Source organism: Lentzea chajnantorensis, from assembly GCF_054300775.1.
Map to the genome: position 1 here is coordinate 3,469,797 of NZ_JBSDZT010000002.1, position 22,521 is coordinate 3,492,317.

At 70.7% G+C, this 22,521-nt stretch carries 20 protein-coding genes and 5 tRNA genes; 23 read left to right on the forward strand and 2 right to left on the reverse strand.

Annotated elements, in window-relative coordinates; all coding sequences use genetic code 11:
- Positions 1 to 37: 37 nt before the first annotated feature.
- The 12 genes from ACVDFE_RS17765 to ACVDFE_RS17820 all read left to right on the forward strand — a co-directional run bounded on the left by ACVDFE_RS17765 (position 38) and on the right by ACVDFE_RS17820 (position 8,897).
- Positions 38 to 463, forward strand: coding sequence for an SsgA family sporulation/cell division regulator (locus ACVDFE_RS17765; protein ID WP_030466274.1), 426 nt, complete (start codon positions 38 to 40; stop codon positions 461 to 463).
- 105 nt (positions 464 to 568) lie between these two features.
- Positions 569 to 641: transfer RNA gene (locus ACVDFE_RS17770), tRNA-Gly, on the forward strand.
- Between the two features lie 42 nt (positions 642 to 683).
- A tRNA-Cys gene (locus ACVDFE_RS17775) sits at positions 684 to 755 on the forward strand.
- A gap of 1 nt (position 756) precedes the next feature.
- Positions 757 to 828: transfer RNA gene (locus ACVDFE_RS17780), tRNA-Val, on the forward strand.
- Between the two features lie 192 nt (positions 829 to 1,020).
- Positions 1,021 to 1,093 (forward strand) — tRNA-Gly (locus tag ACVDFE_RS17785).
- Between the two features lies 1 nt (position 1,094).
- Positions 1,095 to 1,166 (forward strand) — tRNA-Val (locus ACVDFE_RS17790).
- 151 nt (positions 1,167 to 1,317) lie between these two features.
- Positions 1,318 to 1,911 carry a TIR domain-containing protein gene (locus tag ACVDFE_RS17795; RefSeq protein WP_360391793.1) on the forward strand — a complete coding sequence of 198 codons (594 nt, stop codon included), beginning with the start codon at positions 1,318 to 1,320 and terminating at the stop codon, positions 1,909 to 1,911.
- Positions 1,911 to 3,551, forward strand: a complete 1,641-nt coding sequence (locus tag ACVDFE_RS17800; RefSeq protein WP_360391790.1) for a tyrosine-protein kinase family protein — start codon at positions 1,911 to 1,913, stop codon at positions 3,549 to 3,551. Before ACVDFE_RS17795 ends, ACVDFE_RS17800 begins: the two co-directional genes overlap by 1 nt.
- An 11-nt stretch (positions 3,552 to 3,562) precedes the next feature.
- A complete protein-coding gene (locus ACVDFE_RS17805) occupies positions 3,563 to 4,168 on the forward strand; it encodes a hypothetical protein (protein ID WP_360391787.1) in 606 nt (201 codons plus the stop codon).
- Positions 4,165 to 7,236 carry a helicase HerA domain-containing protein gene (locus ACVDFE_RS17810; RefSeq protein ID WP_458431127.1) on the forward strand — a complete coding sequence of 1,024 codons (3,072 nt, stop codon included), beginning with the start codon at positions 4,165 to 4,167 and terminating at the stop codon, positions 7,234 to 7,236. The genes ACVDFE_RS17805 and ACVDFE_RS17810 overlap by 4 nt, the downstream gene beginning before the upstream one ends.
- 222 nt (positions 7,237 to 7,458) lie before the next feature.
- Positions 7,459 to 7,629 carry a hypothetical protein gene (locus ACVDFE_RS17815; RefSeq protein ID WP_360391781.1) on the forward strand — a complete coding sequence of 57 codons (171 nt, stop codon included), beginning with the start codon at positions 7,459 to 7,461 and terminating at the stop codon, positions 7,627 to 7,629.
- Positions 7,630 to 7,739: 110 nt separating this feature from the next.
- The gene (locus ACVDFE_RS17820) at positions 7,740 to 8,897 is read left to right on the forward strand and encodes a helix-turn-helix domain-containing protein (RefSeq protein ID WP_458431128.1); all 1,158 of its coding nucleotides are present in this window, start codon (positions 7,740 to 7,742) and stop codon (positions 8,895 to 8,897) included.
- Here ACVDFE_RS17820 and ACVDFE_RS17825 read toward each other — a convergent pair.
- Positions 8,888 to 11,803, reverse strand: a complete 2,916-nt coding sequence (locus ACVDFE_RS17825) for a tetratricopeptide repeat protein (RefSeq protein WP_458431129.1) — start codon at positions 11,801 to 11,803, stop codon at positions 8,888 to 8,890. The two genes, ACVDFE_RS17820 and ACVDFE_RS17825, sit on opposite strands and share 10 nt — an antisense overlap.
- A gap of 155 nt (positions 11,804 to 11,958) precedes the next feature.
- Between ACVDFE_RS17825 and ACVDFE_RS17830 the strand changes: the two genes are divergently transcribed.
- Together ACVDFE_RS17830 and ACVDFE_RS17835 are read left to right on the forward strand one after the other, a co-directional pair.
- The gene (locus ACVDFE_RS17830) at positions 11,959 to 12,519 is read left to right on the forward strand and encodes a vWA domain-containing protein (RefSeq protein ID WP_458431131.1); all 561 of its coding nucleotides are present in this window, start codon (positions 11,959 to 11,961) and stop codon (positions 12,517 to 12,519) included.
- Between the two features lie 75 nt (positions 12,520 to 12,594).
- The gene (locus ACVDFE_RS17835) at positions 12,595 to 13,566 is read left to right on the forward strand and encodes a hypothetical protein (protein WP_360391769.1); all 972 of its coding nucleotides are present in this window, start codon (positions 12,595 to 12,597) and stop codon (positions 13,564 to 13,566) included.
- Between the two features lie 58 nt (positions 13,567 to 13,624).
- On the opposite strand, the gene ACVDFE_RS17840 is transcribed toward ACVDFE_RS17835, so the two are convergent.
- Complete coding sequence (locus tag ACVDFE_RS17840) at positions 13,625 to 14,128, reverse strand: RICIN domain-containing protein (protein ID WP_360391766.1); 504 nt, start codon at positions 14,126 to 14,128, stop codon at positions 13,625 to 13,627.
- A gap of 140 nt (positions 14,129 to 14,268) precedes the next feature.
- On the opposite strand from ACVDFE_RS17840, the gene ACVDFE_RS17845 reads away from it, so the two are divergent.
- From ACVDFE_RS17845 to ACVDFE_RS17885, 9 genes are all read left to right on the forward strand, one after another.
- Positions 14,269 to 15,201 (forward strand): winged helix-turn-helix transcriptional regulator, encoded by a 933-nt coding sequence (locus ACVDFE_RS17845; RefSeq protein ID WP_458431132.1) that lies wholly within the window; start codon positions 14,269 to 14,271, stop codon positions 15,199 to 15,201.
- 230 nt (positions 15,202 to 15,431) lie between these two features.
- Entirely contained in the window at positions 15,432 to 16,553 is a 1,122-nt protein-coding gene (locus ACVDFE_RS17850; protein ID WP_458431133.1) for an ABC transporter substrate-binding protein, read from the forward strand.
- On the forward strand, positions 16,550 to 17,467 hold the full coding sequence (locus ACVDFE_RS17855) for an ABC transporter permease (protein WP_458431134.1): 918 nt from the start codon (positions 16,550 to 16,552) through the stop codon (positions 17,465 to 17,467). The genes ACVDFE_RS17850 and ACVDFE_RS17855 overlap by 4 nt, the downstream gene beginning before the upstream one ends.
- Positions 17,455 to 18,237: an ABC transporter permease gene (locus ACVDFE_RS17860; RefSeq protein WP_360391754.1), complete on the forward strand. Its 783-nt coding sequence runs from the start codon at positions 17,455 to 17,457 to the stop codon at positions 18,235 to 18,237. Before ACVDFE_RS17855 ends, ACVDFE_RS17860 begins: the two co-directional genes overlap by 13 nt.
- 2 nt (positions 18,238 to 18,239) lie before the next feature.
- Positions 18,240 to 19,271, forward strand: coding sequence for an ABC transporter ATP-binding protein (locus ACVDFE_RS17865; protein ID WP_458431135.1), 1,032 nt, complete (start codon positions 18,240 to 18,242; stop codon positions 19,269 to 19,271).
- Positions 19,268 to 20,389, forward strand: a complete 1,122-nt coding sequence (locus tag ACVDFE_RS17870) for a low temperature requirement protein A (protein WP_458431136.1) — start codon at positions 19,268 to 19,270, stop codon at positions 20,387 to 20,389. The genes ACVDFE_RS17865 and ACVDFE_RS17870 overlap by 4 nt, the downstream gene beginning before the upstream one ends.
- Positions 20,382 to 21,182, forward strand: a complete 801-nt coding sequence (locus tag ACVDFE_RS17875; RefSeq protein ID WP_458431137.1) for a GNAT family N-acetyltransferase — start codon at positions 20,382 to 20,384, stop codon at positions 21,180 to 21,182. Before ACVDFE_RS17870 ends, ACVDFE_RS17875 begins: the two co-directional genes overlap by 8 nt.
- A 48-nt stretch (positions 21,183 to 21,230) precedes the next feature.
- Positions 21,231 to 21,356 carry a hypothetical protein gene (locus tag ACVDFE_RS17880; protein WP_360391742.1) on the forward strand — a complete coding sequence of 42 codons (126 nt, stop codon included), beginning with the start codon at positions 21,231 to 21,233 and terminating at the stop codon, positions 21,354 to 21,356.
- Positions 21,353 to 22,513, forward strand: coding sequence for an MFS transporter (locus tag ACVDFE_RS17885; protein WP_458431138.1), 1,161 nt, complete (start codon positions 21,353 to 21,355; stop codon positions 22,511 to 22,513). Before ACVDFE_RS17880 ends, ACVDFE_RS17885 begins: the two co-directional genes overlap by 4 nt.
- Positions 22,514 to 22,521 lie beyond the last annotated feature (8 nt).

The following is a 22,521-nucleotide window of genomic DNA, read 5'->3' on the forward strand; positions in this document are numbered from 1 at the left end:
GTTTCATTGACCGGGAAGGGAGAAGAGGGTAACGACGATGCGCAACGACCACGTGACGCTCCGCTCGACAGCGGTCTTCGACCTGCTGGCGCCCAGGACCCCGGCGGTCCCGGTCCAGGTGGAGCTGCGATATGACACAAAGGACCCGTACGCGGTCGTGGCCGCGTTCCGCACGGGTCGCGCGGGCTGGGTCGAGTGGGTGTTCGCCCGCGACCTGCTCGCGGACGGCCTGATCGCGGACGCCGGTGACGGTGACGTCCGGATCCGCCCCGCCGCCGACGACCCCGAGGTCGTCGTGATCGAGCTCAGCTCGCCGTCCGGGCACGCCATGTTCGAGGCGTCGGCCCAGGAGCTCGCGGACTTCCTCGACCGGACCTACGACGTCGTCGTGCCCGGCAACGAGCACCTGTGGGTCAACGTCGACGAGGCGCTCACGCACCTGATCTCGAACGACCTGAGCTGAAAACCCGAGGTAGGGGGCCCGCGGAGGCGGTGCGGGTACCCCCGGTGAAAGTGGGTTGCACCCCTCGTATAAGGTTTGTCCAACATCACGAAGTCAGTGATGTACGCGGATGTAGCGCAGTTGGTAGCGCATCACCTTGCCAAGGTGAGGGTCGCGAGTTCGAGTCTCGTCATCCGCTCTGTGGGTTCACGATGGGTGTCCATCGAGGACTCATGCTCCTGGCGGAGTGGCCGAGTGGCTTAGGCAAGGGCCTGCAAAGCCCTGTACACGGGTTCGATTCCCGTCTCCGCCTCGGACGATTAGCTCAGCGGGAGAGCACTACCTTGACACGGTAGGGGTCACTGGTTCAATCCCAGTATCGTCCATCGGATCGACAGCGGGGCGAGGTGCACAACGCACCTCGCCCCGTTCTCGTTCCACGGCCTCTGCATCGCGCTCCGGGGGCCTTCCGGAGGCGCCGGCAGGCTCAAGATCAGCCGATTTGGAACTTCCGGGGAGCGTCGGATAAAGTTCCTCCCGCACCGAGGGAAACCCCACAAGGGAATCCTGAGGGGCACGCGGATGTAGCGCAGTTGGTAGCGCATCACCTTGCCAAGGTGAGGGTCGCGAGTTCGAGTCTCGTCATCCGCTCGGACGATTAGCTCAGCGGGAGAGCACTACCTTGACACGGTAGGGGTCACTGGTTCAATCCCAGTATCGTCCACTTCGCACGAGAAGCCCCCGGTCCACCAGGACCGGGGGCTTCTTGCTGGTTGCGGACTGCCCGGTTTATGTCCACTTTATGGACAGAACGGCCGAAACCGGCCTCTTTTTTGTCTTTTTTTGCCGGATATCGGCATCTATCGTTGGCCGCTGTGTCCGGCTACAAATATGACTTCTTCATCAGCTACAGCCGAACGGGCAGCGTGCAGAAATGGTTGCTCAACCACTTCTACAACAAGCTCGTCGAGTACCTCGCTGACGAGTGTGCGCCGGCGCCCAAGGTCTACATGGACCGGGTGATGCCGCGGGCGGTGGACTGGTCGCACCACCTGGTGAACTCGCTGCACCGCAGCAAGATCATGATCCAGCTCATGACGCCGCACTACTTCGAGTCCCACTGGTGCATGGCCGAGCTGGAGAGCATGCGGGCGCGCGAGGCCGTGCTCGGACTGGCCTCCGCCGACTTCCCGCAGGGGCTGGTCTACCCGATTCTCTACTCGGACTCGCACAAATTCGCGGTCAAAGAACGCATGCGCTCCTGGCAGGACTTCAAGGAGTACTCCTACACCGAACCCGTTTATCAGGACACGGTGGAGTACATCTACTTCTGTCGCCGGGTGAGGGAGCTCGCCCGCGATCTCGTGGAACTGGCGCAGCAGGTGCCGGACTGGAGTCCGGACTGGCCGATCGTCGAGCACCCGGAGCCGGTGCTCATCCCTCCTCCGCCGTTGCCGAGGTTCGAGTGATGACCGGGACCGTGATCACGTTCTACTCCTACAAAGGCGGCGTCGGACGCAGCTTCACCCTGGCCAACACGGCGGTGTTGCTCGCTCGGTGGGGTTATCGCGTGCTCGCCGTGGACTGGGACCTGGAAGCCCCCGGACTGCACCTCTACTTCGACCCGCACCTGCCGGAGAAACCGCGCAGCGGTGTGGTCGACATCGCACACGAGTTCCTGGCCGGGGTGAGGACGCCCGGCGCGCACGAGGTGCGGGTCGCGGTGGACGGCGGGGTGCTCGACCTGATCGCCGCGGGGCGGACCGAGGACCGCCGGCTGGACGGCTCGTACTCGCGCCGGATGCAGTCGATCGACTGGGAGGACCTGTACGAGCGCGGGTTCGCGGCGCACCTCGAGGCCTACCGCGAGGAGTGGACCGCCAAGTACGACTTCGTGCTGATCGACAGCCGCACCGGTGTGTCCGACATCGCGAGCATCTGCACGGCCCAGCTGCCCGACCGCCTGGTCGTCGTGTTCACCGCCAACGACCAGAACCTCAACGAGGTGGTGGACATCGTCCGCCTCGCCGACAGGGCGAGGGACCGGCTGCCCTACGACCGGCCCCGGCACCAGGTGCTGCCGGTGCTGTCCAGGCTGGACAACCGGGTCGAGTACGAGCGGGCAGAAGACTGGCAGAAGAAGTGCGCCGGGGTCGTCGCGCCGCTGTTCGGCAACTGGCTGATCAAGGGCGTGACGCCGGAGCAGATGATGCGGCACCTCACCGTGCCCTACATCTCGTACTGGAGCTTCGGCGAGCAGCTGCCCGTCGTGGCGGAGCAGCCGCCGTCCTCGGACCAGATCTCGTTCGCGCTGGAGACGGTCGCCGCGGTGGTCGCGCAGGAGTTCGACCGGACTGACCTGCTGGCGGACAACCGCGACGCCTACGTGGCCGCCGCGCGTTCCCGGCGCCGCCAGTTCGACCTGGACCTGCTGGTGTCCAGCCCGCGGTCGCTGTGGCAGACCTCGACCGAGCTGATCACCGAGCTGCGCCTGCTGGGGGTGCGCGCGGAGCACTCGCTGTCGGGTGACCCCGGCATCCTCGACCAGGCGAACGATCCCGCCGAGCACCTGTGCCTGCTGGTCGACGGTCGGCTGAGCCGGTGGCAGCAGACCGAGGCGGAACGGTTCGCGCGGCGGGCGCTGGGACCCGACGGAACGGAGCGGCGGCTGTTCTGCCTGGTCAGCCCGCACACGTCACGCGATCTGCTGCCGGGTTTCCTGCGAAACCTGCAGCTCGGGGAGTTCGACCCGGACGTGCGGCCCGTGCGGGTGGCCAGGGAGCTGCACGACCTGCTCAAGGCGGTTCCGGCCACGGAGGCCGAGCCGGACCAGGAGGCGTTGCGGGCTGCGGAAGTGGCGTTGCGGGAGGTGCCGGAGCAGTTGCCGTCCTCCGCAAGGCTGGCGTTGGTCAGGGAGACCGTGCAGGGGATCGCTGTCGCGCTCGACGACGGCGACATGGACGCGGTGCGGGTCCTGACGGCGGATCTGGCCCTGCTGACCAAATCGCACCTCAAAGGGACCGCCGTGGTGGTTCCTGGGCAGCTGCGCGCCGAGGTGCGCGCTCTGCTCGCCCGGATCGAGCGACGAGTCAACGCGTTCACCGACTGAAAGGCGGCGTGATGCCGGAGAAGTACGCGTCCAGTGCCAAAGCGGTGTTGATGGTGCTGCTGCTGGAGAACCGCGAGATGGCGAACACCGAGTTCACCGTCCAGCGCAAGATCAAGTTCGGTCGTGCCGACCGGGAGGCGTTGAACCGGGACAAGTTGATCGAGTCGTCGACGGATGTCACGCCCTACACGCACCGGATCACGGATGAGGGCATTGAGTGGTGCATCACCGACCTGACGGAGAGCGAGATGCCGGCACGGATGGGACCGCAGGCGAGGGCGCTTCTGGAGATGGTGCGGCGGTTCGTGCCGTTCCTGCGGCAGAAGGGGCTGCTCGCTGAAGCGATTCGCTCGAGAGACCTCGAGGACCTGATCAAGCAGGTGTACCTGGAGCTCGGTGACGGCTACCAGGACTGGGTGCGGCTCGCGAAGCTGCGGCCGCGGCTCGACGGCGCGGAACGCGAGGAGGTCGACCAGACGTTGTTGAAGATGGTCAAGGACGGCTCCACGCACCTGGTGGCGAGCGCGAACCGCAAGGTGCTGACCGACGAGGACCACGCGGCGGCCATCCGGATCGGCGGCGAGGACAAGCACCTCGTGGCGATCGAGGAATCATGACCGAGCACCTGCGCGAGGCGCTGGCGGTCGTGCGGTTCAACTCCGCCGAGACACCCGACGACGTGTGGCACACCTCGCCGTTCCACGTCGACGGCCTGCACACGCGGGCGGAGCACCGCCTGCGCGCCGGCATCGCGGACGCGCGGGCCAGCGTCGGGCCGAGCATCGGCGGGCTGGTGCTGCAGGGCGAGAAGGGCGTGGGCAAGACGCACCTGCTGGGGTCCGTGCGCCGCATGGTCCAGCAGGAGGGCGGCTACTTCTTCCTCGTCGAGGTGACGTCGGGGAAGGCGTTCTGGGACGACATCGCCGACGCGCTGCGCAGCGAGTTCCGCAGGGCCGACGACGAGGGCGAGCTGCAGCTCACCGTGCTGCTGCGGCAGCTGTGCATGGGCGCCGACGTGTCCGAGGACGTCGCCAGGGCCGTGGTGGGGCAGGCGGACCTGACACCGGAGCACCTGCGGGCGTTCCTGAGCGGACTGCGCACTGTGGACAGCCGGATCGCGGTGGAGTGCGGTGACACGATCAGGGCGCTGGTGCTGTACGCGTCCGAGCACGCCGAGATCGCGCGGTCCTACCTCAAGGGCGGCGACGACACGGGCGAGGAACGCAGGCGGTGGGGGCTGCCCGCCGAGCCGAAGCCGTCGCGGGAGCTGGTCCGCGACGTGTCCCGCGTCCTCGCGATGACCGGGCCGTGCGTGATCGCGGTCGACCAGCTGGACACGCTGGTGAACAAGGGCCGCGACGCGGTCGGGGACATCGTCACGAACCCCGAGCTCCGCCAGGAGATCAGTGACATCTCCGACGGTCTGATGCAGCTCCGTGAGACCACGAGGCGCACGCTCACGGTGGTGGCCTGCCTGCCCGACACGTGGACGATGCTGAAGTCGATCGCGACCAGCACCGTCGAGGACCGGTTCACCAGAACCCCGATCCTCGCCGCCATCGCGGACCCCGTGCTGGGCAGGCGGTTGCTGGAGAAGTGGCTCGGCGTGATCTACCAGCGCAACGGGATCACGCCGCCGCACCCGACGTGGCCGGTGGCGCCGAGCGCGTTCGACGCCGCGACGTGGGCCAACCGGACGCCGCGGCAGCTGCTCAAGCGGGTGCACGCGCACGCGGAGGCCTGCCTGTACGGCGAGATCAGGGAGCTGACGTCGTTCGACGAGGCACAGCCGGCCGAGGCGCCGGAGCCCGCCGTGCGGGAGCAGGACCACCTGGCCGAGTTCGACGCGCGGTTCGCGCGGCTGCGGGAGCAGTCCGGGGTCGTCGCCGGGGACATCCGGCCGCACAACGAGGACGAGGTCGTCCCGCCGCTGCTGCTGGCCGGGCTGAAGTCGTGGATCACCGAGGTGGGCAACGACGACCTGAAGTGGCACCCGGAGCCGCAGTCCGAGGACGGGCGCCTGCACGCCGGGCTGCGCCTCACGGTCAACGAGGAGCTGGACACCCAGGAGCGCTGGGGGCTGGTGTTCATCGCGAGCAGCCACGGCAACCGGGTGTTGCGCAAGCTGCGCGACGCCCGTGCCGCCGCCGAGGGCACGCACGGCGGGCAGGGCCGGCACCTGGTCATCATCCGCAACGGCGCCAAGGGCTGGACCGGTGCGAAGACCCGGCAGGAGGTCGCCGCGCTGGAGCGGGCGGGTGGCCGGTGCGTCGACATCAGCGACGACGACCTGCGGACGTTCAGCGCCCTCAAGGAGATCTGCGCGGTGCAGACCCACCAGCTGCTGTCGTGGCTGGTGGCGCGCAAACCGGCCAGCGGTGCCACGTTCCTGCGTTCGGTCCTGCCCGCGCAGGAGCGGACGGCGGCCTCGCACCAGGAGACCCGGCCACCGCCGGTGCCGGAGGCGGCGCCGGGGGAGATCGTGCTCGGCATGGACGGGGAGATCCGCATCGAGCTGGAGTCGTTGCGCAAGCACGCCATCGTGTTCGCCGGGTCCGGCAGCGGGAAGACGGTGCTGCTGCGGCGGATCGTCGAGGAGTGCGCGTTGCGCGGGGTGTCGGCGATCGTGCTGGACCCCAACAACGACCTGGCGCGGCTGGGGGACGCGTGGCCGGAGCCGCCGGGGGAGTGGCGGCCAGGGGACGCGGAGCGCGCGGCGGAGTACCTGGCGCACACCGAGGTCGTGGTGTGGACGCCGGGGCGTGCGGGCGGGCGGCCGCTGAGCTTCCACCCGTTGCCGGACTTCGCGGAGGTGCGGGGAGATCCCGACGAGTTCGGCGCCGCCGTCGAAGCGGCGGTGGCGCGGTTGGTGCCGCACGCGCGGGTGGCCAGCGAGTCGCGGTTCGCGGTGCGTGGGCGTGCAGTGCTCAGAGAGGCGCTGACGTACTACGCGCGCAGGGACCGGCGTGACCTCAACGGGTTCGTCGAGGTGCTGGCCGAGCTGCCGGACGGGGTGAGCAAGCTCAACTCGGCGCCGGCGACGGCGGTGGAGCTGGCGGAGACGCTCAGGGCCGCGATGGTGAACGACCCGCTGCTCGGCGGGCAGGGCGAGCCGACCGACCCCGGGGTGCTGCTCACGCCGTCGGACGGCAGGCGCGCGCGGGTGTCGGTGATCAGCTTCGTCGGGTTGCCGTCGGAGGAGCAGCGGCAGGGGTTCATCAGCCAGCTGCAGCTGGAGGTGTTCGCCTGGATCAAGCGCAACCCGGCGGCCGACCGGCCGCTGGGCGGGTTGCTGGTGATGGACGAGGCGCAGACCATCGCGCCGTCCGGGGCGTGGACGGCGAGCACGCAGAGCACGATCCTGCTGGCCTCGCAGGCGCGCAAGTACGGGCTGGGGCTGCTGCTCGCCACGCAGGCGCCGAAAGGCGTGCACAACCAGGTGACCGGCAACGCGACCACGCAGTTCTTCGGCCGGCTCAACAGCCCGGCGCAGATCGCGGCGGCGACGGAGATGGCGCGCGCGAAGGGCAGCACGGTCGCGGACATCTCGCGGCTGGAACGCGGGCGGTTCTACGTCACCGGGGACACGTTCGGGTTCCGGCGGATGCGCGCGCCGCTGTGCCTGAGCCACCACCCGCCGAGCCCGTTGCGGCTGGAGGACGTGGTCGAGCGCGCGCGGAGGTAGAGCGCGGACTGTGGTGAACGAGGCGGTGCCCTGAACCGGGGCACCGCCTTTCTGCTGTCCTGGTGGATGAGAAGTGGAACAGGTGTGGAGGCCGTTGCCCGCTGTGCCGGGCAACGGGAAACATCTGGTTGCGCGCTTTTCGGTGATGGATTCTCGAAGTAGCCCGAAATCGAACGGGCGAAATCCAGAAATCAAACTGCGATTTCCTTCGGAGGATTCGTCATGTCCAAAACCCTGTCCACTTTCGGTGTGACCGTCGCCGCCCTGGTGACCGCGCTCAGCTTCGCCGCCGCCGTTTCCGGGCCCGCGGCCACCGCCGACGGCACCCCGCCGCCGCCCACCACGACAACCACGGACGCGCCCAACGGCGGTGGGAACCCGTGGCACGACTGAGCTGAGAGCAATTCGCCCCGGTCGACCGCCGTTATTCGGTGGAAGGCCGGGGCATTGCGCTGAACTCGTCGGGGTGTTGTACTCGGGGAACGTCTGAGCGGGAGGCAGTCGTGGCGGAGAACTTTGGTGAGCTGTTGCGGGAACGACGTCTCGCCGCAGGATTGTCGATGGGGCAGCTGGCAAAGCTGGTGCACTACAGCAAGGGATATCTCAGCAAGATCGAGAATGGGCTGAAACCGCCGAACACCGCGTTCGCCCGGCTGTGCGACAGCGCGCTCGGCACCGGCGGGGAGCTGGTCGCCGCCGCCACCCGGCCGCAGCCGACGCGGCGCCAGCTGCTGGTGGCGGGCACGATGCTCGGCGTCGGGGCGCTCACCGGCACCGGGCAGGGGCCCGACCTCGCGGTGCGGATCCGCGACCGGTTCGAGCACCTGCAGGGCCTCGGGCTGCGGACGAGTCCGACGATGCTCCTGGAACCGTTGAAGGAGCTGCAGTACAAGGTCGACGCCACCGCGCGCAGGGACGGCAGCGTCGCGTTGCAGCGGCTGGCCGCGCGGATCGCCGAGTACACCGGCTGGATGAGCCAGGAGGCGGGCGACGAGCAGAACGCGCTGTGGTGGACGCGGCACGCCTCCGAGCTGTCCCGCGCGGCCGGTGACCCGGAGATCGCCTGCTACGCGTTCGTGCGGGAGGCGGGGCTCGCGCTCTACCGGCAGGAGGCGGCCACCACGATCAACCTCGCCCAGCAGGCGCAGTGGATCGGACGGGCCGGAGCGCGCACACTCGCGCTGGCCGCACGCCGTGAGGCACAAGGCCACGCGTTGGCGGGAGACCGTTATGCGGCCGAAAGCGCGTTCGAACGCGCGGCCGAGCTGATGCAGGACGCACCACGCGACGACCGGCCGTACCCGGTGCTCGGGTCGAGCGTGCCGGACCCGCTGGAGCTGGCGCGCGGCTGGTCGTTGGTGGACCTGGGGCGCAACGCCGAGGCCGCGGAGCTGCTGGACCGGCAGATCGAGCTGATCCCGGCGCAGTCACGGCGGTCCAGGGCGCGGTTCGGGGCCCGGCGGTCGCTCGCCCACGCGTTGGCGGGCGAGGTGGACGAGGGCTGCCGCACGCTGGCCGCGACGCTGACCGACGCCGAGGCCGTGGACTCGGCGACGATCAGGACCGACCTGCGGCAGCTCGCGCGGACGCTGGGGCGCTGGCACAACCACGATGCCGTGCGCGCGGTGTACCCCGATCTCAAGCGGCTGGTTCACCGCTGACCGCAGGCGCACGTCATGTCCGCGCGCTGGGCCCGCACCTCCCGCACCTCCGGCTGGTCGAGCGCCGCGTACACCTCCTCCGCCACGTCCCAGTGCGCCGCGGCCTCCCGGTGCCGGCCCAGCGCGTGCAGGGCGCGGGCGATGCCGGCCTCCGCGTGCGAGCGGTGCGTCGGGTTGCCGGTGGCGTCGGCGACGTCCAGTGAGGACTGGAAGAGCCGCAGCGCCGCCAGGTGGTCGCGGCCGTCCAGTGCCACGAGGCCGCGGTCGCGGAACAGGCGGGCCCGCAGGTCCGCGTCGACGACCTCGGACGCGTGGGACGTGGCGAGCTCGTGGTGGCGCACCGCCTCGGTGAGGCGGCCCGCGAGCCGGTGCGCGTCGGCGATGTTCGTCAACGCGTAGGCGGCCAGCACCGAGTCGCCGAGCTCGGAGGCGATCTCGTAGGCCTCGACGTGCTCGGGGATCGCGTCGTCGAGCCCGCCGAGGTGCTGGCGGCTCGCGCCGAGGTTGTTCAACGCGTGGGCGAGACCGCGCCGGTTGCCGATCGAGCGCTGGATGCGGACGGCGGCCTCGTGCCGGCGCAACGCCGTCTCGAACTCGCCGTGCTGCTCGTCGAGGTAACCGAGGTGGCTCAGCATGTGCGCCTGGCCGCGCAGGTCGTCGCACTGCTCGTACTTGCGCAACGCGGTCTCTAACTGCCCGGTCGCCTTCTCGTGGTCGCCGAGCTGCATGGTGCAGATCGCCATCGTGGCGAGCGTCGCGGCCTCGCCCCGCACGTCGGGCAGCTCGGTCCACAGCGGCAGCGCCTTCGTGGCCAGCTCCAGCGCCTGCGCGTGGTGGCCCAGCCGGTCGTGCGTGGAGGCGAGCCGCAGCAGCACGTGGGCCCGGCCGTACCGGTCGGTGCCCACCGCCTCCCGCGCCAGCTCCGTGGCCTCGATCCAGTCGTGGAACCGGTTGGCCGACGCGAACCGCCGCCACACCAGCACGGCGACCCGCCACGCGTGCCCCGCCAGCCCGGTGCGGCTCGCGTGGTGCACGGCGGCCACCAGGTTGTCGCGCTCGGTGGTCACCCACGCCAGCGCGGTCTCCTCGCTCCCGAACTCCAGCGCGTACGGGCTCGTGCGGTCCACCGACGGCCGGCCGGCCTGGTCGAACGGGTACGCGGTGCCCACCGCCGACGCGAGCGTGACGACGTAGAAGTCGAGCAGCCGCAGCAACGCCTCCGGTCCCGTCGCGGGCGGGTCGGCGGAGGCGTACTCCTTCAGCACGTCGAGCATCTGGTAGCGGTCGGGCGCGACCTCCTCCAGCAGGCACACCTCGTGCAGGTCGTCGAGCAGCTCGCGGGTGACAGCGATGTCGCGGCCCAGCAGCGCGGCCGCACCCCTCAGGTCGACGTCCGGTCCCGGCAGCTGCCCGAAGAGCCGGAACGCCTCCTGCTGGGCGGCGTCGAGCTGGCGGAACGACGCGCGGACCGCCGCGGTGCCGTCCTCCTGCCACGGGCCGCTCTCGTCGATCAGGCCCAGGAGGTGGTCGAGCGACCACCGGTCGTGCCTGCGGAACAGCGCCGCGGCCACGTTGATCGGCATCGGCAGGTAGCCGCAGCGCTTGACCAGCCCCGCCACGTCGGCGGAGCGGCCCTGCACGCGGAACGGGTCGATGAGCGCGGTGAACAGGGAAAAGGCGTCGTCCGGCGGCAACGGGGACAGCCGGACGTGGGCGCTGATGTCCGGCTCGCCCATCTGCCGGCTCGTCACGATCGCGAAGCAGCCCTCGGCCTCGGGCAGCAGCGGCCGCACCTGCTCGGCCGAGACAGCGTTGTCGAGCACCACCAACGTCTTCGTGCCGTAGAGACGCGTCTGGTAGAGGGTGGCCTTGCGGTTCACGGTGTCCGGGATCTGCTCGGGTGGCACGCCCAGCTCGGTCAGCAGCTGGGTCAGCGCGTCGGAGACCGACGTCGGGGCCACACCGGGCGTGAACCCGTTCAGGCGCACCTGCAGCTGACCGTCGGGGAACCGGCGCTTGAGCCGGTGCGCGGCCTCGACCGCCAGTCCCGTCTTGCCGACGCCGGGAGCGCCGCTGACCCACACCGCGCGCCGCTCGCCCGTTCCCGCCGCGGCCCGTTCGACCGCGGCCAGCTCCGCCGCGCGCCCGGTGAACCGGCCGGGACGGGAGGGCAGCGAGCTCACCGGTTCGCCGCGGCGGGCCCGTTCGGCGAGGTTGCGCAGCAGCGGACCCGGTTCGAACCCGGCCTGCGCCAGCGCCTCACCGGCCGCCTCGAACACCTTGACCGCACCGACCTGGTCGCCGCCCGCGATCAGCGCGCGCATCAGCAGCTCGGCGTACTTCTGGTGGTCAGGGCGGGAACGCACGGCGCGGCGCATCCGGTCGCGCGCCGAGCGGTGGTCGCCGATCACCAGCTCCTGCTCGGCCAGGTCACCGATCGCGTCGTGGTGGCCCTCGTCGGAGAAGACGACGTCGGCGCCACCGACCCGGTCGATGTCGATGTCCTCGATGAACCGGCCGCGCCACAGCGCCACGGCCTCCCGCAGCAGGTCGACGGCACGGCGCCCGTCGTTGTCGTGCACCGCCCGCGCGGCCTGGTCGCGCAGCCGGTCGAACCGGACGGTGTCGATCTTCTCCTCGGCGACGCGCAGCACGTACCCGGTGGGCGTCGTCTCGATCACGACGTCGTAGGCACCGGCCTCGGCGAACGCCTTGCGCAGCTTGTTCACGTACCCGCGGACCAGGTTCTTGCGCTCGGGCTGGTCCGGCCAGACGATCTCGGTGATCCGCTCCGGCGTCATCGGCCTGTTCGCGTTGAGGAGCAGGACCACGAGGACGTAGCGCTGCTGGAGGTCCCCCAGTGGTACCGGCGCGCCGTCCTGCCACGCCTCCAGCGGACCCAGCATCCGGAATTCCACTCCGCCTCCTTCGAGCCAGCTTCACTTCTGGCATGGATGTCGCACAAGGGCCCTTTGGTGTGTCGCGAATCAGCATTCTTTCCACTTTTGGTCTACACGGGAGCGGAAAGCTGGGGTCACGTGAAGTGACTTGGGGGAGACGCATGGTGTCCGAAGTGCTGCCGTGTTACGTGGTCTGCGACGTGTCGTTCTCGATGACCGACCACCTCGACGAGGTCAACGCCGGGCTGCGCGAGTTCCGCGGTGCCGTGCACGCGGAGGGCCTGGGCCTCACGCAGGTCCGCGTGTGCGTGGTGGCGTTCGCGCGGAGCCCGTGCGTCGTGCAGCCGCTGAGACCCGCGCTGGAGGGCGTGGAGATCATTCGCCCCCGCCAGGAATCCGGAACGGACTTCGGCGCGACGTTCACCCTCATGCGCACCACCATCGACCGTGACGTGACGGTGCTGAAAGCGCAACAGATCCGAGTCCGGCGTCCCGTGCTGTTCTTCATCTCGGACGGACGGGCCACCGACGCGGTCTGGGAGACACCGCTATCCGGCCTCACCACCTCGGACAACGGCCCCGAGATGATCGTCTTCGGGGTCGGCGCCGTCGACGTGCCCGCACTGGACCGCATCGGCGTCTCACGCGTCTTCCTCGCCCGCGACGGCGTCCGGCTGGGCATCGCGCTCGCCGCGTCGGTGCTGCGTCCAGAACACCACTGATCAATCCACGGTGTGTCCACTTCCCGTCCACGCCCCCGTCGCACGCTGCGCCGCACACGAAGGGGAGGGCGAACGGTGACGACGCACAAGAACCTGGTCCGCGAGCTGAAGAGGGTGCGCAAGGGGCGTGGTGTGCACGCGGGAGGGATCGACGAGAAGATCGGGCCGACGCTGCGTGCCGCGTGCGGCATCACCCGCTCGGACGGGCCGCTGGCCGCGCGGCAGAAGCTGATCACGCGGCTGACCGAGCTGGTCGAGCAGCTGCCGGACGACCTGCAGCTCGCCGCGCGCGCGGCGTTCGCGCTGACCCCGGAGACCCGCCTGCCGCTGTACCAGGACCGGGTCGTCTGGGTGGCCGCCGAGGTCGACCGCGACGCGCGCACCGTGCGCCGCCGCGTCGACGAGGCCGTCGAGCAGCTGGCCGAGCTCGCCGCCACGACCACGCGCCGCGAGACCGGGGGCTGGCACCTCGCGGAGCTGAACGTGTCGGTGGTCCTCGACCACGGCAGGCCCGAGGTCGTCGAACGGCACCGGCTCGTGATCGACGCCGAGCACGTCGACGAGGTCGAGTTCACCGCGCTGTTCGCGGTGCCGCGCCGCGACACCCGGCTCCTCTACGGCGGCACGCTGCAGGACCACGGCGTCGTCACCCACGCCCGGCCCGGGTTCACGGTGGTGCCCGCCGAGCCGTTGCCGCGCGGCGAGACCTTCGAGTTCGCGCTGCGCTACCCGCTCGACCGCGAGTCGTTGCTGCCCGAGCTGCTGCACGTGCCGGAACGCCCGTGCGAGCAGTTCGACCTGCGGGTGCGCTTCGGCCCCGACCACAAGCCGCAGGTACAGCGCTTCGACGGCGCCTACCGCCGCGACCCGGCAGGGCAGCCGTTCCCGGTGGACGCCGCGGGCGAGGTGCACCTGCGGTTCCGGCGGCTCCTGCCGGGCCTGATCTACGGCGTGCGGTGGGAACGGCGCGGCTCGTACCAGGAGGCCCCGGCCGGCTCACCGGCCGTGTTCCACGCCCGGGACGCGGTCGGCCTGATGCGGCAGTAGCGGCCCGGCCGGGCCGGGGGCCGTCTCCCGTCCGGGAAACGGTCCCCGGCCCGCCGGGTCAGATCGACTGGAGGTTCCAGCGCTGGTTGAGCGCGGGGTTGTCCAGGCAGTCCCACATCTGCACGCGGGCCCCGTTGTTCGTGCCACCGCCGAACGTGTCGACGTCGAGGCACTTCTGGTTGAGCGCCGACACGACCTCGTAGTGGCCGGCCCCGTCGAAGCCGAACCCCCACTCCTGGTGCTTCGCCCCGGCGGTGCAGGTGAACTCGATGACGTCGGCGCCGGTGGCCGGGTTGGCGCCGCGGATGTCGAGGCACCTGTTCGTGGAGACGTTCCTGATCCGGTGGTTGCCGTTGGGCAGCGGGTCCAGCACGAAGATCTGGTTCTGCTGCTGGAAGCCCCCGCACGTCGACTGCACGGCGGTGGTGCCGCCGCTGACCTGCAGGCACTTCAGCGTGTGCTGGACCTTGAGCTGGAAGAAGATCGTGCCGGCCGAGGCCGAGGTCGCGAACCCGGTGCAGAGCGCGACGACGGTGGCGAGCAACAAGGTGATCCTGCGCAATTCGGTTTCTCCCCTTGGGTGTTCTTGCGGACATCACCGAGGTTGGCGTGCTCGCCGCGGCACGGCACGGACCTTCCGGCAGGGCGGAAAGTCGGAAAAGCACAGGACAACGCCCGGTGGTGTGTGCTGCACTCGCGCGCGTGCTGAGGATCCGGTTCACGGCCGAGGACCTGCTGCGCACGCGGTTCCTGCCCGCGCCGGCGCCGCTGGTGGAGCTGTCGCTGGCGGCCGGTGCGCTGTGCGGGAACGGCCGCGGCCTGCTGGGGCCGTGGGTCGCCCGGACCCGGAGGGCGCTGCCGCGGGAGGCGCTGCCGCTGCTGGAGCTCGTGTCCGACGCGGGCGCCGTCGAGTACCTGTGGGCGCTCGACCACGACTTCGACACCGCCGTCGACCGGGTGCTGGCCTCGCCACCGGCGTACGTGCGCGAGTCGCTGGCCGCGGTGGGCCGCCCCGGCTCGGCGTGGACGCGCGGCCTGGCCTCGGGCGACCGCTCGGCGCAGGCCGTGCTGGAACGGGCGTTGCGCAGCGCCCGGCCGGTGCTCGACCACCAGCGGGTGCGGGCGGCGTGGCACACGGACGTGGCGCACCGCAGGGAGGTGCTGATGACCGCCGGACTCGGCGCGGCGCTGGAGAGCGTCTTTCCGGCGGCGCGGTGGCACGGTGACGTGCTGGAGGTCCCGCACGCGCGGGAGCTGGCGATCGACCTGGGCGGGGAGGGGGTGGTGCTCCTGCCGACGGCGTTCCGGCTCGGCTCGACCCTGCTGGGCAGCGCCATGCCCGGACAACCGCGGGTGGTCGTCTACCCGGCGCGCGTGCCGATGCCGTTGATCGAGGCCAGCGAGCGGACGCCGGCACTGACCCCGCTGCTCGGCCGGACGCGGACCGCGGTGCTGCGGACGATCACGCGCAACCCGTCGAGCACGACCAGCCAGATCGCGGCGGCGCTGGGGATCTCGCCGGGACGGGCCAGCGAGCACGCCGGGGTGCTGCGCGACGCCGGGCTGATCACGAGCCACCGGCACCGCAACACCGTGCGGCACGTGCCGACGCCGCTGGGGCTGGAGATCGGGTGACGTCCGCCCACCTCGCCGTTCCGCCTGCGGCTCCAGTTGAGACGGCCCTCCCGGGGTCGTCGGCGGCCGGCCGGCCGGGCAGGGCCCGGGTTCGTCTACAAGCGACGGTGCCGGACCGGTTTCCCGGTACGGCACCCGCGCGCCTCCGAGAATTCACCGCAGGAGTCGAGAAGGTCTCAACCGGCGCGGCTGGCTTGACAACGAAAGCATCCCGCGCGAATCCTCCGCTCGTGCTGAAGCGACGGAACGTCACGACGAAGTTGATCGGCGTCGGCGCGGTGGTGCTGGCGGTGGCTGCCTGTGGCGCCCCGCCCGCCAAGGAGACGCCGGCCGGTGCTGCCGGAACCGCGAAGTCGGCGAGTGAGCTCGGCGGCATGGACAAGCTGGTCGAGGCGGCCAAGAAGGAGGGCAAGCTCAACGTCATCGCGCTGCCCCCGGACTGGGCGAACTACGGCAAGGTCATCGAGGCGTTCAAGGCGAAGTACGGCATCGAGGTCAAGTCGGACCAGCCGGACGCCTCCAGCCAGGAGGAGATCAACGCCGCCAAGCAGCTCAAGGGCACCGACCGGGCGCCCGACGTGTTCGACCTCGGGCTGAACGTGGCGCTGGCCAACAAGGACCTGTTCGCGCCCTACAAGGTCAGCACCTGGGACGACATCCCCGCCGAGCTCAAGGACGCGGACGGCGCCTACTACGGCGACTACGGCGGCTTCATGTCGATCGGCTACGACGCCGCGAAGGTGCCGGCGCCGACGAGCGTGAAGGACCTGCTCAAGCCCGAGTACAAGGGCAAGGTCGCGCTCAACGGCAACCCGACGCAGGCCGGTGCCGCGTTCGCCGGTGTCGTGATGGCCGCGCTGGGCAACGGCGGGTCCGCCGACGACATCGCGCCCGGTGTCGAGTTCTTCAAGCAGCTCAAGGCGGCCGGGAACTTCCAGCCGGTCGACCCGTCGCCCGCCACGATCGAGTCCGGTCAGACGCCCGTCGTCATCGACTGGGACTACACCAACGCCGCCCAGACCGACAAGCTCAAGGGCAAGCTCGACTGGAAGGTCGTCGTGCCGGCCGAGGCGCAGATCGGCGGCTACTACAACCAGGCGATCAGCAAGGACGCGCCGCACCCCGCGGCCGCGCGCCTGTGGCAGGAGTTCCTCTACTCCGACGAGGGGCAGAACCTGTACCTGCAGGGCCTGGCCCGGCCGGTGCGCCTCGACAAGATGGGGGACAAGGCGGACAAGGCGGCGAAGGACAAGCTGCCGAAGACCGACGGCAAGCAGGTGTTCCAGACGCAGGAGCAGGCCGACAAGGCCAAGGCCGTCCTGACCGCGACCTGGGCCCAGGCCATCGGATGACCTCCGTCGCTCCCGTAGCGGCGACGCCCGGCGGTTCCACCCGGCAGAAGGGTGGGGCCGCCGGTCGGCCGTCTGCGGCCGCCTGGCTCGTCGTGGTGCCGTTCCTCGCGTTCGTCGGCACGTTCCTCGTCTACCCCACGGTGCTCGTGCTGGTCGGCGCCTTCCAGGGCTCGGACGGCGCGTTCACGCTCGGCAACCTCTCCACCCTGTTCACCGGTGTCGTCTTCGACGCGTTCGTGCTCAGCATCGAGCTGTCCGCGCTCACCGCGGTCATCGGCGCGATCTTCGGCGCCCTGCTCACGTGGGCGGTCGCCGTCGGCAACCCCGACGGGATGCTGCGCAGGACCGTCGTGGCCGGGTCCGGTGTGCTCGCCCAGTTCGGTGGCGTGCCGCTGGCGTTCGCGTTCCTCGCGACGATCGGCTTCGAGGGCCTGGTCACGAAGTTCCTGCGCGACAGCGCCGGCGTCGACCTGTTCGCCGGCAGCGCGTGGCTGTTCGAGCTGCCCGGTCTGACGCTCGTCTACACGTTCTTCCAGATCCCGCTGATGGTGATCGTGTTCCTGCCCGCCCTGGAGGGCCTGCGCCCGCAGTGGCGGGAGGCCAACGCGAGCCTCGGCGGCACCACCTGGACGTTCTGGCGGCACGTCGGCGGGCCGATCCTCACCCCGCCGTTCCTCGGCGCGCTGTTGTTGTTGTTCGCCAACGCCTTCAGCGCCTATGCCACGGCCGCCGCGCTCGTGTCGCAGGGCAGCCCGATCGTGCCGCTGCAGATCCGCGGGTTCCTCACCGGCGAGGTCGTGCTCGGCCAGGAGAACCTCGGCAAGGCCCTCGGCCTGGGCATGGTCGTCGTGGTCAGCATCGCCATGGGCGTCAACGTGCTGTTGCAGCGGAGGGTGGCCAAGTGGGTTCGCTAGTCAGGCAGCGCGTCCTGCGCACGGTCGTCCTGCTGGTCCTGGGCGTCTACTTCGTCCTGCCGCTGATCGCGATGGCGGAGTTCTCCACGCGCGGTGCCGGCGGCACCCGCAGCCTCGGCTCCTGGACGTCGATCGTCGAGGACGAGGGCCTGATGGCGGCGCTGGGCAACTCGCTGCTGCTGTCGGTCACGTCCGCGGTGCTGATGCTCGTGCTGCTGGTGCCGACGATGGCGTGGATCCGGCTGCGGCTGCCGCAGCTGCAACGGCTCGTGGAGTTCCTCTGCCTGCTGCCGCTCGCGATCCCCGCGATCGTGCTCGTGGTCGGCATGGCGCCGCTGTACGCATGGGTGAACTACTTCCTCGGCGACTCGGCGCTGACGCTCACGTTCGCGTACACCGTCCTGGTGCTGCCGTTCGCCTACCGGGCGATCGACGCCGGTCTGAGCGCCATCGACCTCAAGACGCTGTCGGAGGCCGCGCGCAGCCTGGGCGCGTCGTGGCTCACGGTGCTGTGGAAGGTCGTCGTGCCGAACATCCGCGTCGCGCTCATCGGCGCGTCGCTGCTGAGCGTCGCGTTGGTGCTCGGCGAGTTCACGATCGCGTCGCTGCTGAACTTCGACACGCTGCAGGTGCAGGTCAACCTGCTCGGCAAGCGCAACGCGGGCGTGTCCATCGCGGTGTCATTGCTGTGCCTGGTCTTCGCGTTCGTCCTTCTGTTCGCACTTTCCTACGTCGGCCAGCGGCGCCGTCAGACCGTGGTCGAGGAGTGAAGATGGGTCATCTGGAACTGAAGGGGCTGCGGAAGTCCTTCGGCGGCAACACGGCGCTGGCCGGTCTCGACCTCGACCTGGCCGAGGGCGAGCTGGTCTCGCTGCTCGGACCGTCGGGCTGCGGCAAGACGACGGCACTGCGCATCGTCGCGGGTTTCGAGACCGCCGACTCCGGCACGGTCATCGTGGGCGGCAAGGACGTCACGAAGGTCCCGGCCAACAAGCGGGACATGGGCATGGTCTTCCAGGCCTACAGCCTCTTCCCGAACATGACCGCCGCGCAGAACGTCGCGTTCGGGCTGAAGCTGCGCAAGGGCGACACCAAGCGGACCGGTGAGCTGCTGGAGCTGGTCGGCCTGTCGCACCTCGGCGGCCGCTACCCGCACCAGATGTCGGGCGGTCAGCAGCAGCGGGTCGCACTGGCTCGGGCACTCGCGATCCAGCCGCGCGTGCTGCTGCTGGACGAGCCGTTGTCCGCGCTGGACGCCAAGGTCCGCGTGAACCTGCGTGACGAGATCCGGCGCATCCAGACCGAGCTCGGCATGACGACGCTGTTCGTCACGCACGACCAGGAGGAGGCGCTCGCCGTCTCCGACCGCGTCGGCGTCATGTCGCACGGCCGGCTGGAGCAGCTCGACACGCCGTCGGTCGTGTACCGCGAGCCCGCGTCGGCGTTCGTGGCGCAGTTCGTCGGCGTCACGAACTCGGTGGAGGCCAAGGCGCAGGGCCAGACCGTCGTGATCAACGGCGTCACCGTGCCCGTGCCGCACGACCAGCCGTCCGGCAGCGACGTGCGCGTCATCGTGCGCCCGGAGGACATCGGGGTGTCCGAGCAGACCGGCGACACCGGTGGCAAGATCGTGGGCGACGTGCTGACCCAGTCGTTCCTCGGGCCGGTCACGCGGATCTCGGTGAGGGTCGGTGAGCAGGTGCTGCGCGTCGACCAGCCCTCCAACACCGCCTCCGCGTACCAGCCGGGCACACGGGTCGCACTGGACCTCACCGAGTCGAGGATCATGGTGGTGCCCGGATGATCAGGAAGCTCCTCGCGCGCGACACGGCGGAGGCCCACCGGGTCGCGACGCCGTTGGAGCTGTTGTTCGACCTGAGCTTCGTGGTGGCGGTCGCCCAGGCCGCCGCCTCGTTGCACCACGCCGTCTCCGAGAACCACGTCGGTGCCGGTGTCGTGGCGTTCTGCATGGCGTTCTTCGCGCTGTGGCTGCCGTGGCTCAACTTCACCTGGTTCGCGAGCGCGTTCGACAACGACGACACGCTCTACCGGATCATCACGATGGTCCAGATCGCTGGCGTGCTCGTGGTCGCCTCGGGCATCCCGGCCGTCTTCGAGCACCAGGACTACCGGGTCGTCGTCGGCGGCTACGTCGTGATCCGCCTCGCGATGGTCGCGCACTGGCTGCGCGCGTCGCGGGACAACCCGGAGCACCGCGCCTGCACCCTCCGGTACGCGGCCGGGATCACCTTCATGCAGGTGCTCTGGGTGCTGTGGGTGCTCGTCGCGCCGCCCGCCCTGCAGATCCCGCTGTGGGTGCTGTTCATGCTCGGCGAGCTGGTGGTGCCGGCCTGGGCGGAACGCGCGTCGGCCACGACCTGGCACCCGCACCACATCGCCGAGCGGCACGGCCTGTTCACGCTGATCGTGCTCGGCGAGTCGATCCTGGCGGCGACCCTCGCGTTCCAGAAGGGCTTCGACAGCGGCGTCAACCTGATCTCGCTGGCCGCGGCGTCGCTGGTCATCGTGTTCTCGGTGTGGTGGCTGTACTTCGAGGCGCCGACCCGTCTGCTCGACCTGCGCAGGGCGTTCCTGTGGGGGTACGCGCACCTGTTCGTCCTCGGCTCGGTCGCCGCGCTCGGTGCCGGTCTCGCCGCGAGCGTCGACTACGATCTGCACGTCTCGCACGCACCGGGCACGACGGTGGCGGCGTTCACCACGGTGCCGCTCGCGATCTTCCTGCTGTGCGTCTGGTACGTGCAGGACTGTCCCGGTCAGGACGGCCTCCGCAAGTACCTGCTGCCGGCCGGTGCGGTGGCGGTGCTGGCGGCGACGTTCGGGCCGGCGCCGATCCACGTGACGGCGGGGATCGCGCTGGTGCTGGTGGTGGCGACGAGGGTGGTGGCCGGTTCCGATGACTGATCTCGCGGACTCGATCGAGTCGGTGCGGCAGCTGACCGCGGGCTGGCGGCCCGTGGTGCTCGACCGCGACCCCGCGGCCGACGTGCGGGACCTGCCCGGTGTCGCCGTCCGCTGGGCCGACAGCCGGTTCCCGTTCTGGAACGCCGTCACGCTCACCGAGCCGGGGCTGGCCGCCGGGCTGCTCGACCAGCGGCTGCACACGGCAGCGGAGGTCATGCGGTCGAAGCAGCGGCCGGGTTTCCTGTGGCTCTTCGAGGACCTGCTCGACGACGGCGCACGCGCCGCCCTGCTCCCCGCGGCGCAGCGGGCGGGCCTGGAGCACGCCTTCCCCGGAACGGGCATGGCCGCGGACCTGCCGTCCATCCCCGAGCCGGTGCACCCCGAGCTGACGTTCGCCCGCGTGCGGACCGACGACCAGCTGCTGACCTACGCGGACATCAACTCCGCGGCCTACGGGTTCGCACCCGAGGACGGCCGCGACGGGCTCGCGGGCTCCGCGCTGTGGAAGAACGACGTCCACGCCTACCTGGCGCTGAACGACGGCGTCGCGGTGGCGTGCGCGGCGTGCGTGGAGGTCGAGGGACGGCTGTTCGTCGTGCTCGTCGCGACCCTTCCCGGGTGGCAGCGCCGGGGCTACGGCGAGGCCGTGACCAGGAAGGCGTTGTACGAGGGCGCCCGTGCCACGGGGATCACCCGCGCGACCCTGCACGCGACCGAGGCCGGTGCGCCGGTGTACCCGCGGATCGGTTTCCGGCCGGGCTCGCGGATTCACTTCTTCGCCCTGCGGGGCTGAGGCGCCGGACTTTCGGCGGGCACCGCTCCCGCGGTCGCGGGTGGTGAAATGATCGTCACCATGACCGGTGTCCGCGAACCCCGTGCAGTCGTCACCGCCGCCGACTGCGCCGATGCCCCCGACGTGCCGGGCCTGCCGGAGCGGGCGGCGCTCAGCCAGGGCGGCGCGCGGTGACGATCTCCGCCGCGGGCTACCGCGACCTCGCCAACCGCGACGTGCTCACCACGGCCGTCGTCACGGTCGCGGCGAAGCTGCCGATGTCGATGACGCCGCTGATGATGGTGTTCCTGACCAGGAACCTGCCCGGCGGCTACGTCCTCGCGGCGTCGCTGACCGCCGTCTACGTGCTCGGCGAGGTCCTCGGCGCCGGGGTGCTCGGCCTGCTGCTCGACCCGTCGCGGATGCGCGGGCAGCTCAGCGCCGGGCTGCTCGTGGGCGCGGGCGCGTTCACGACGCTCGCCCTGACCGGCAACGTGACCGTCATGGTGGTCGCGGCGTTCATCGCGGGCGCCGGGCCGTCGACGACACCGGGCGGGCTGCGCGCGATGCTGCTCGGGCTGGTGCCGGACGCGCTGGTGCCCAAGGCGATGGGCTTCGACGCCATGATCACGCAGGTGGTGTGGGCGGTGGCGCCCGCACTGGTGACGGCACTGGCGCTGGGCGTCGACCGCCGTGCGCCGGTGGTGGTGTCGGTCAGCCTGATCGTCGTCGCGGCGTGGCTGGTGTTCATCCTGCCGCGCGGGCACGTGACGTCCCGGTCGGGCACGGCGAAGGTGCGCGTGGTGGCGTCGGCGTGGCCGATCTACCTGGTGAGCGCGGCGGCGCTGGCGCAGCTGGCGATCGCGGAGCTGGTGCTGCCGGCGTTGCTGGAGCACCGGGGGATCGGCATCGGCTGGACCGGCCCGCTGCTGACCGGGTTCGCGGCGTGCAGTGCGCTGGGCGCGGTGCTCTACGGGTTGCGGCCGTGGCCGGGATCGCTGCGCACGCAGGGGCTGGTGCTGCTCGTCGTCACGGCGACCTGCGTGGGCGCGGTGGCGTTGTTCCCGAACCTGCCCGGCATCGCGGGCGCGCTGCTCGCGGCGGGGTTGTTCCAGTCCGGTGTGCTCGTGACGCGGAGCCTCGCGTTGCGCGAACGGCTGCCGGTCGGCGCGCACGCGGCCGGGTTCTCGATGATGTACGCGGTGACCGGTGCGGGCTACGGCCTGACCGCCGTGGTGGCCGCGTGGGCGCTGGACGCCGGCTCACCGGTGTGGGCGGTGCTCGGCGGCGTCACCGTCACCCTGGTCCTGACAGCGATCAGCGCGGCTGCCGAACGCCGGCAGCCGCGCTGATCTGGGTG

Coding starts and splice junctions, on each gene's coding strand:
- ACVDFE_RS17810 (WP_458431127.1), top strand. CDS start 4,165: ATGACCGAGCACCTGCGCGAGGCGCTGGCGGTCGTGCGGTTCAACTCC.
- ACVDFE_RS17765 (WP_030466274.1), top strand. CDS start 38: ATGCGCAACGACCACGTGACGCTCCGCTCGACAGCGGTCTTCGACCTG.
- ACVDFE_RS17855 (WP_458431134.1), top strand. CDS start 16,550: ATGACCTCCGTCGCTCCCGTAGCGGCGACGCCCGGCGGTTCCACCCGG.
- ACVDFE_RS17830 (WP_458431131.1), top strand. CDS start 11,959: ATGGTGTCCGAAGTGCTGCCGTGTTACGTGGTCTGCGACGTGTCGTTC.
- ACVDFE_RS17815 (WP_360391781.1), top strand. CDS start 7,459: ATGTCCAAAACCCTGTCCACTTTCGGTGTGACCGTCGCCGCCCTGGTG.
- ACVDFE_RS17880 (WP_360391742.1), top strand. CDS start 21,231: ATGATCGTCACCATGACCGGTGTCCGCGAACCCCGTGCAGTCGTCACC.
- ACVDFE_RS17870 (WP_458431136.1), top strand. CDS start 19,268: ATGATCAGGAAGCTCCTCGCGCGCGACACGGCGGAGGCCCACCGGGTC.
- ACVDFE_RS17875 (WP_458431137.1), top strand. CDS start 20,382: ATGACTGATCTCGCGGACTCGATCGAGTCGGTGCGGCAGCTGACCGCG.
- ACVDFE_RS17800 (WP_360391790.1), top strand. CDS start 1,911: ATGACCGGGACCGTGATCACGTTCTACTCCTACAAAGGCGGCGTCGGA.
- ACVDFE_RS17805 (WP_360391787.1), top strand. CDS start 3,563: ATGCCGGAGAAGTACGCGTCCAGTGCCAAAGCGGTGTTGATGGTGCTG.
- ACVDFE_RS17825 (WP_458431129.1), bottom strand. CDS start 11,803: ATGCTGGGTCCGCTGGAGGCGTGGCAGGACGGCGCGCCGGTACCACTG.
- ACVDFE_RS17865 (WP_458431135.1), top strand. CDS start 18,240: ATGGGTCATCTGGAACTGAAGGGGCTGCGGAAGTCCTTCGGCGGCAAC.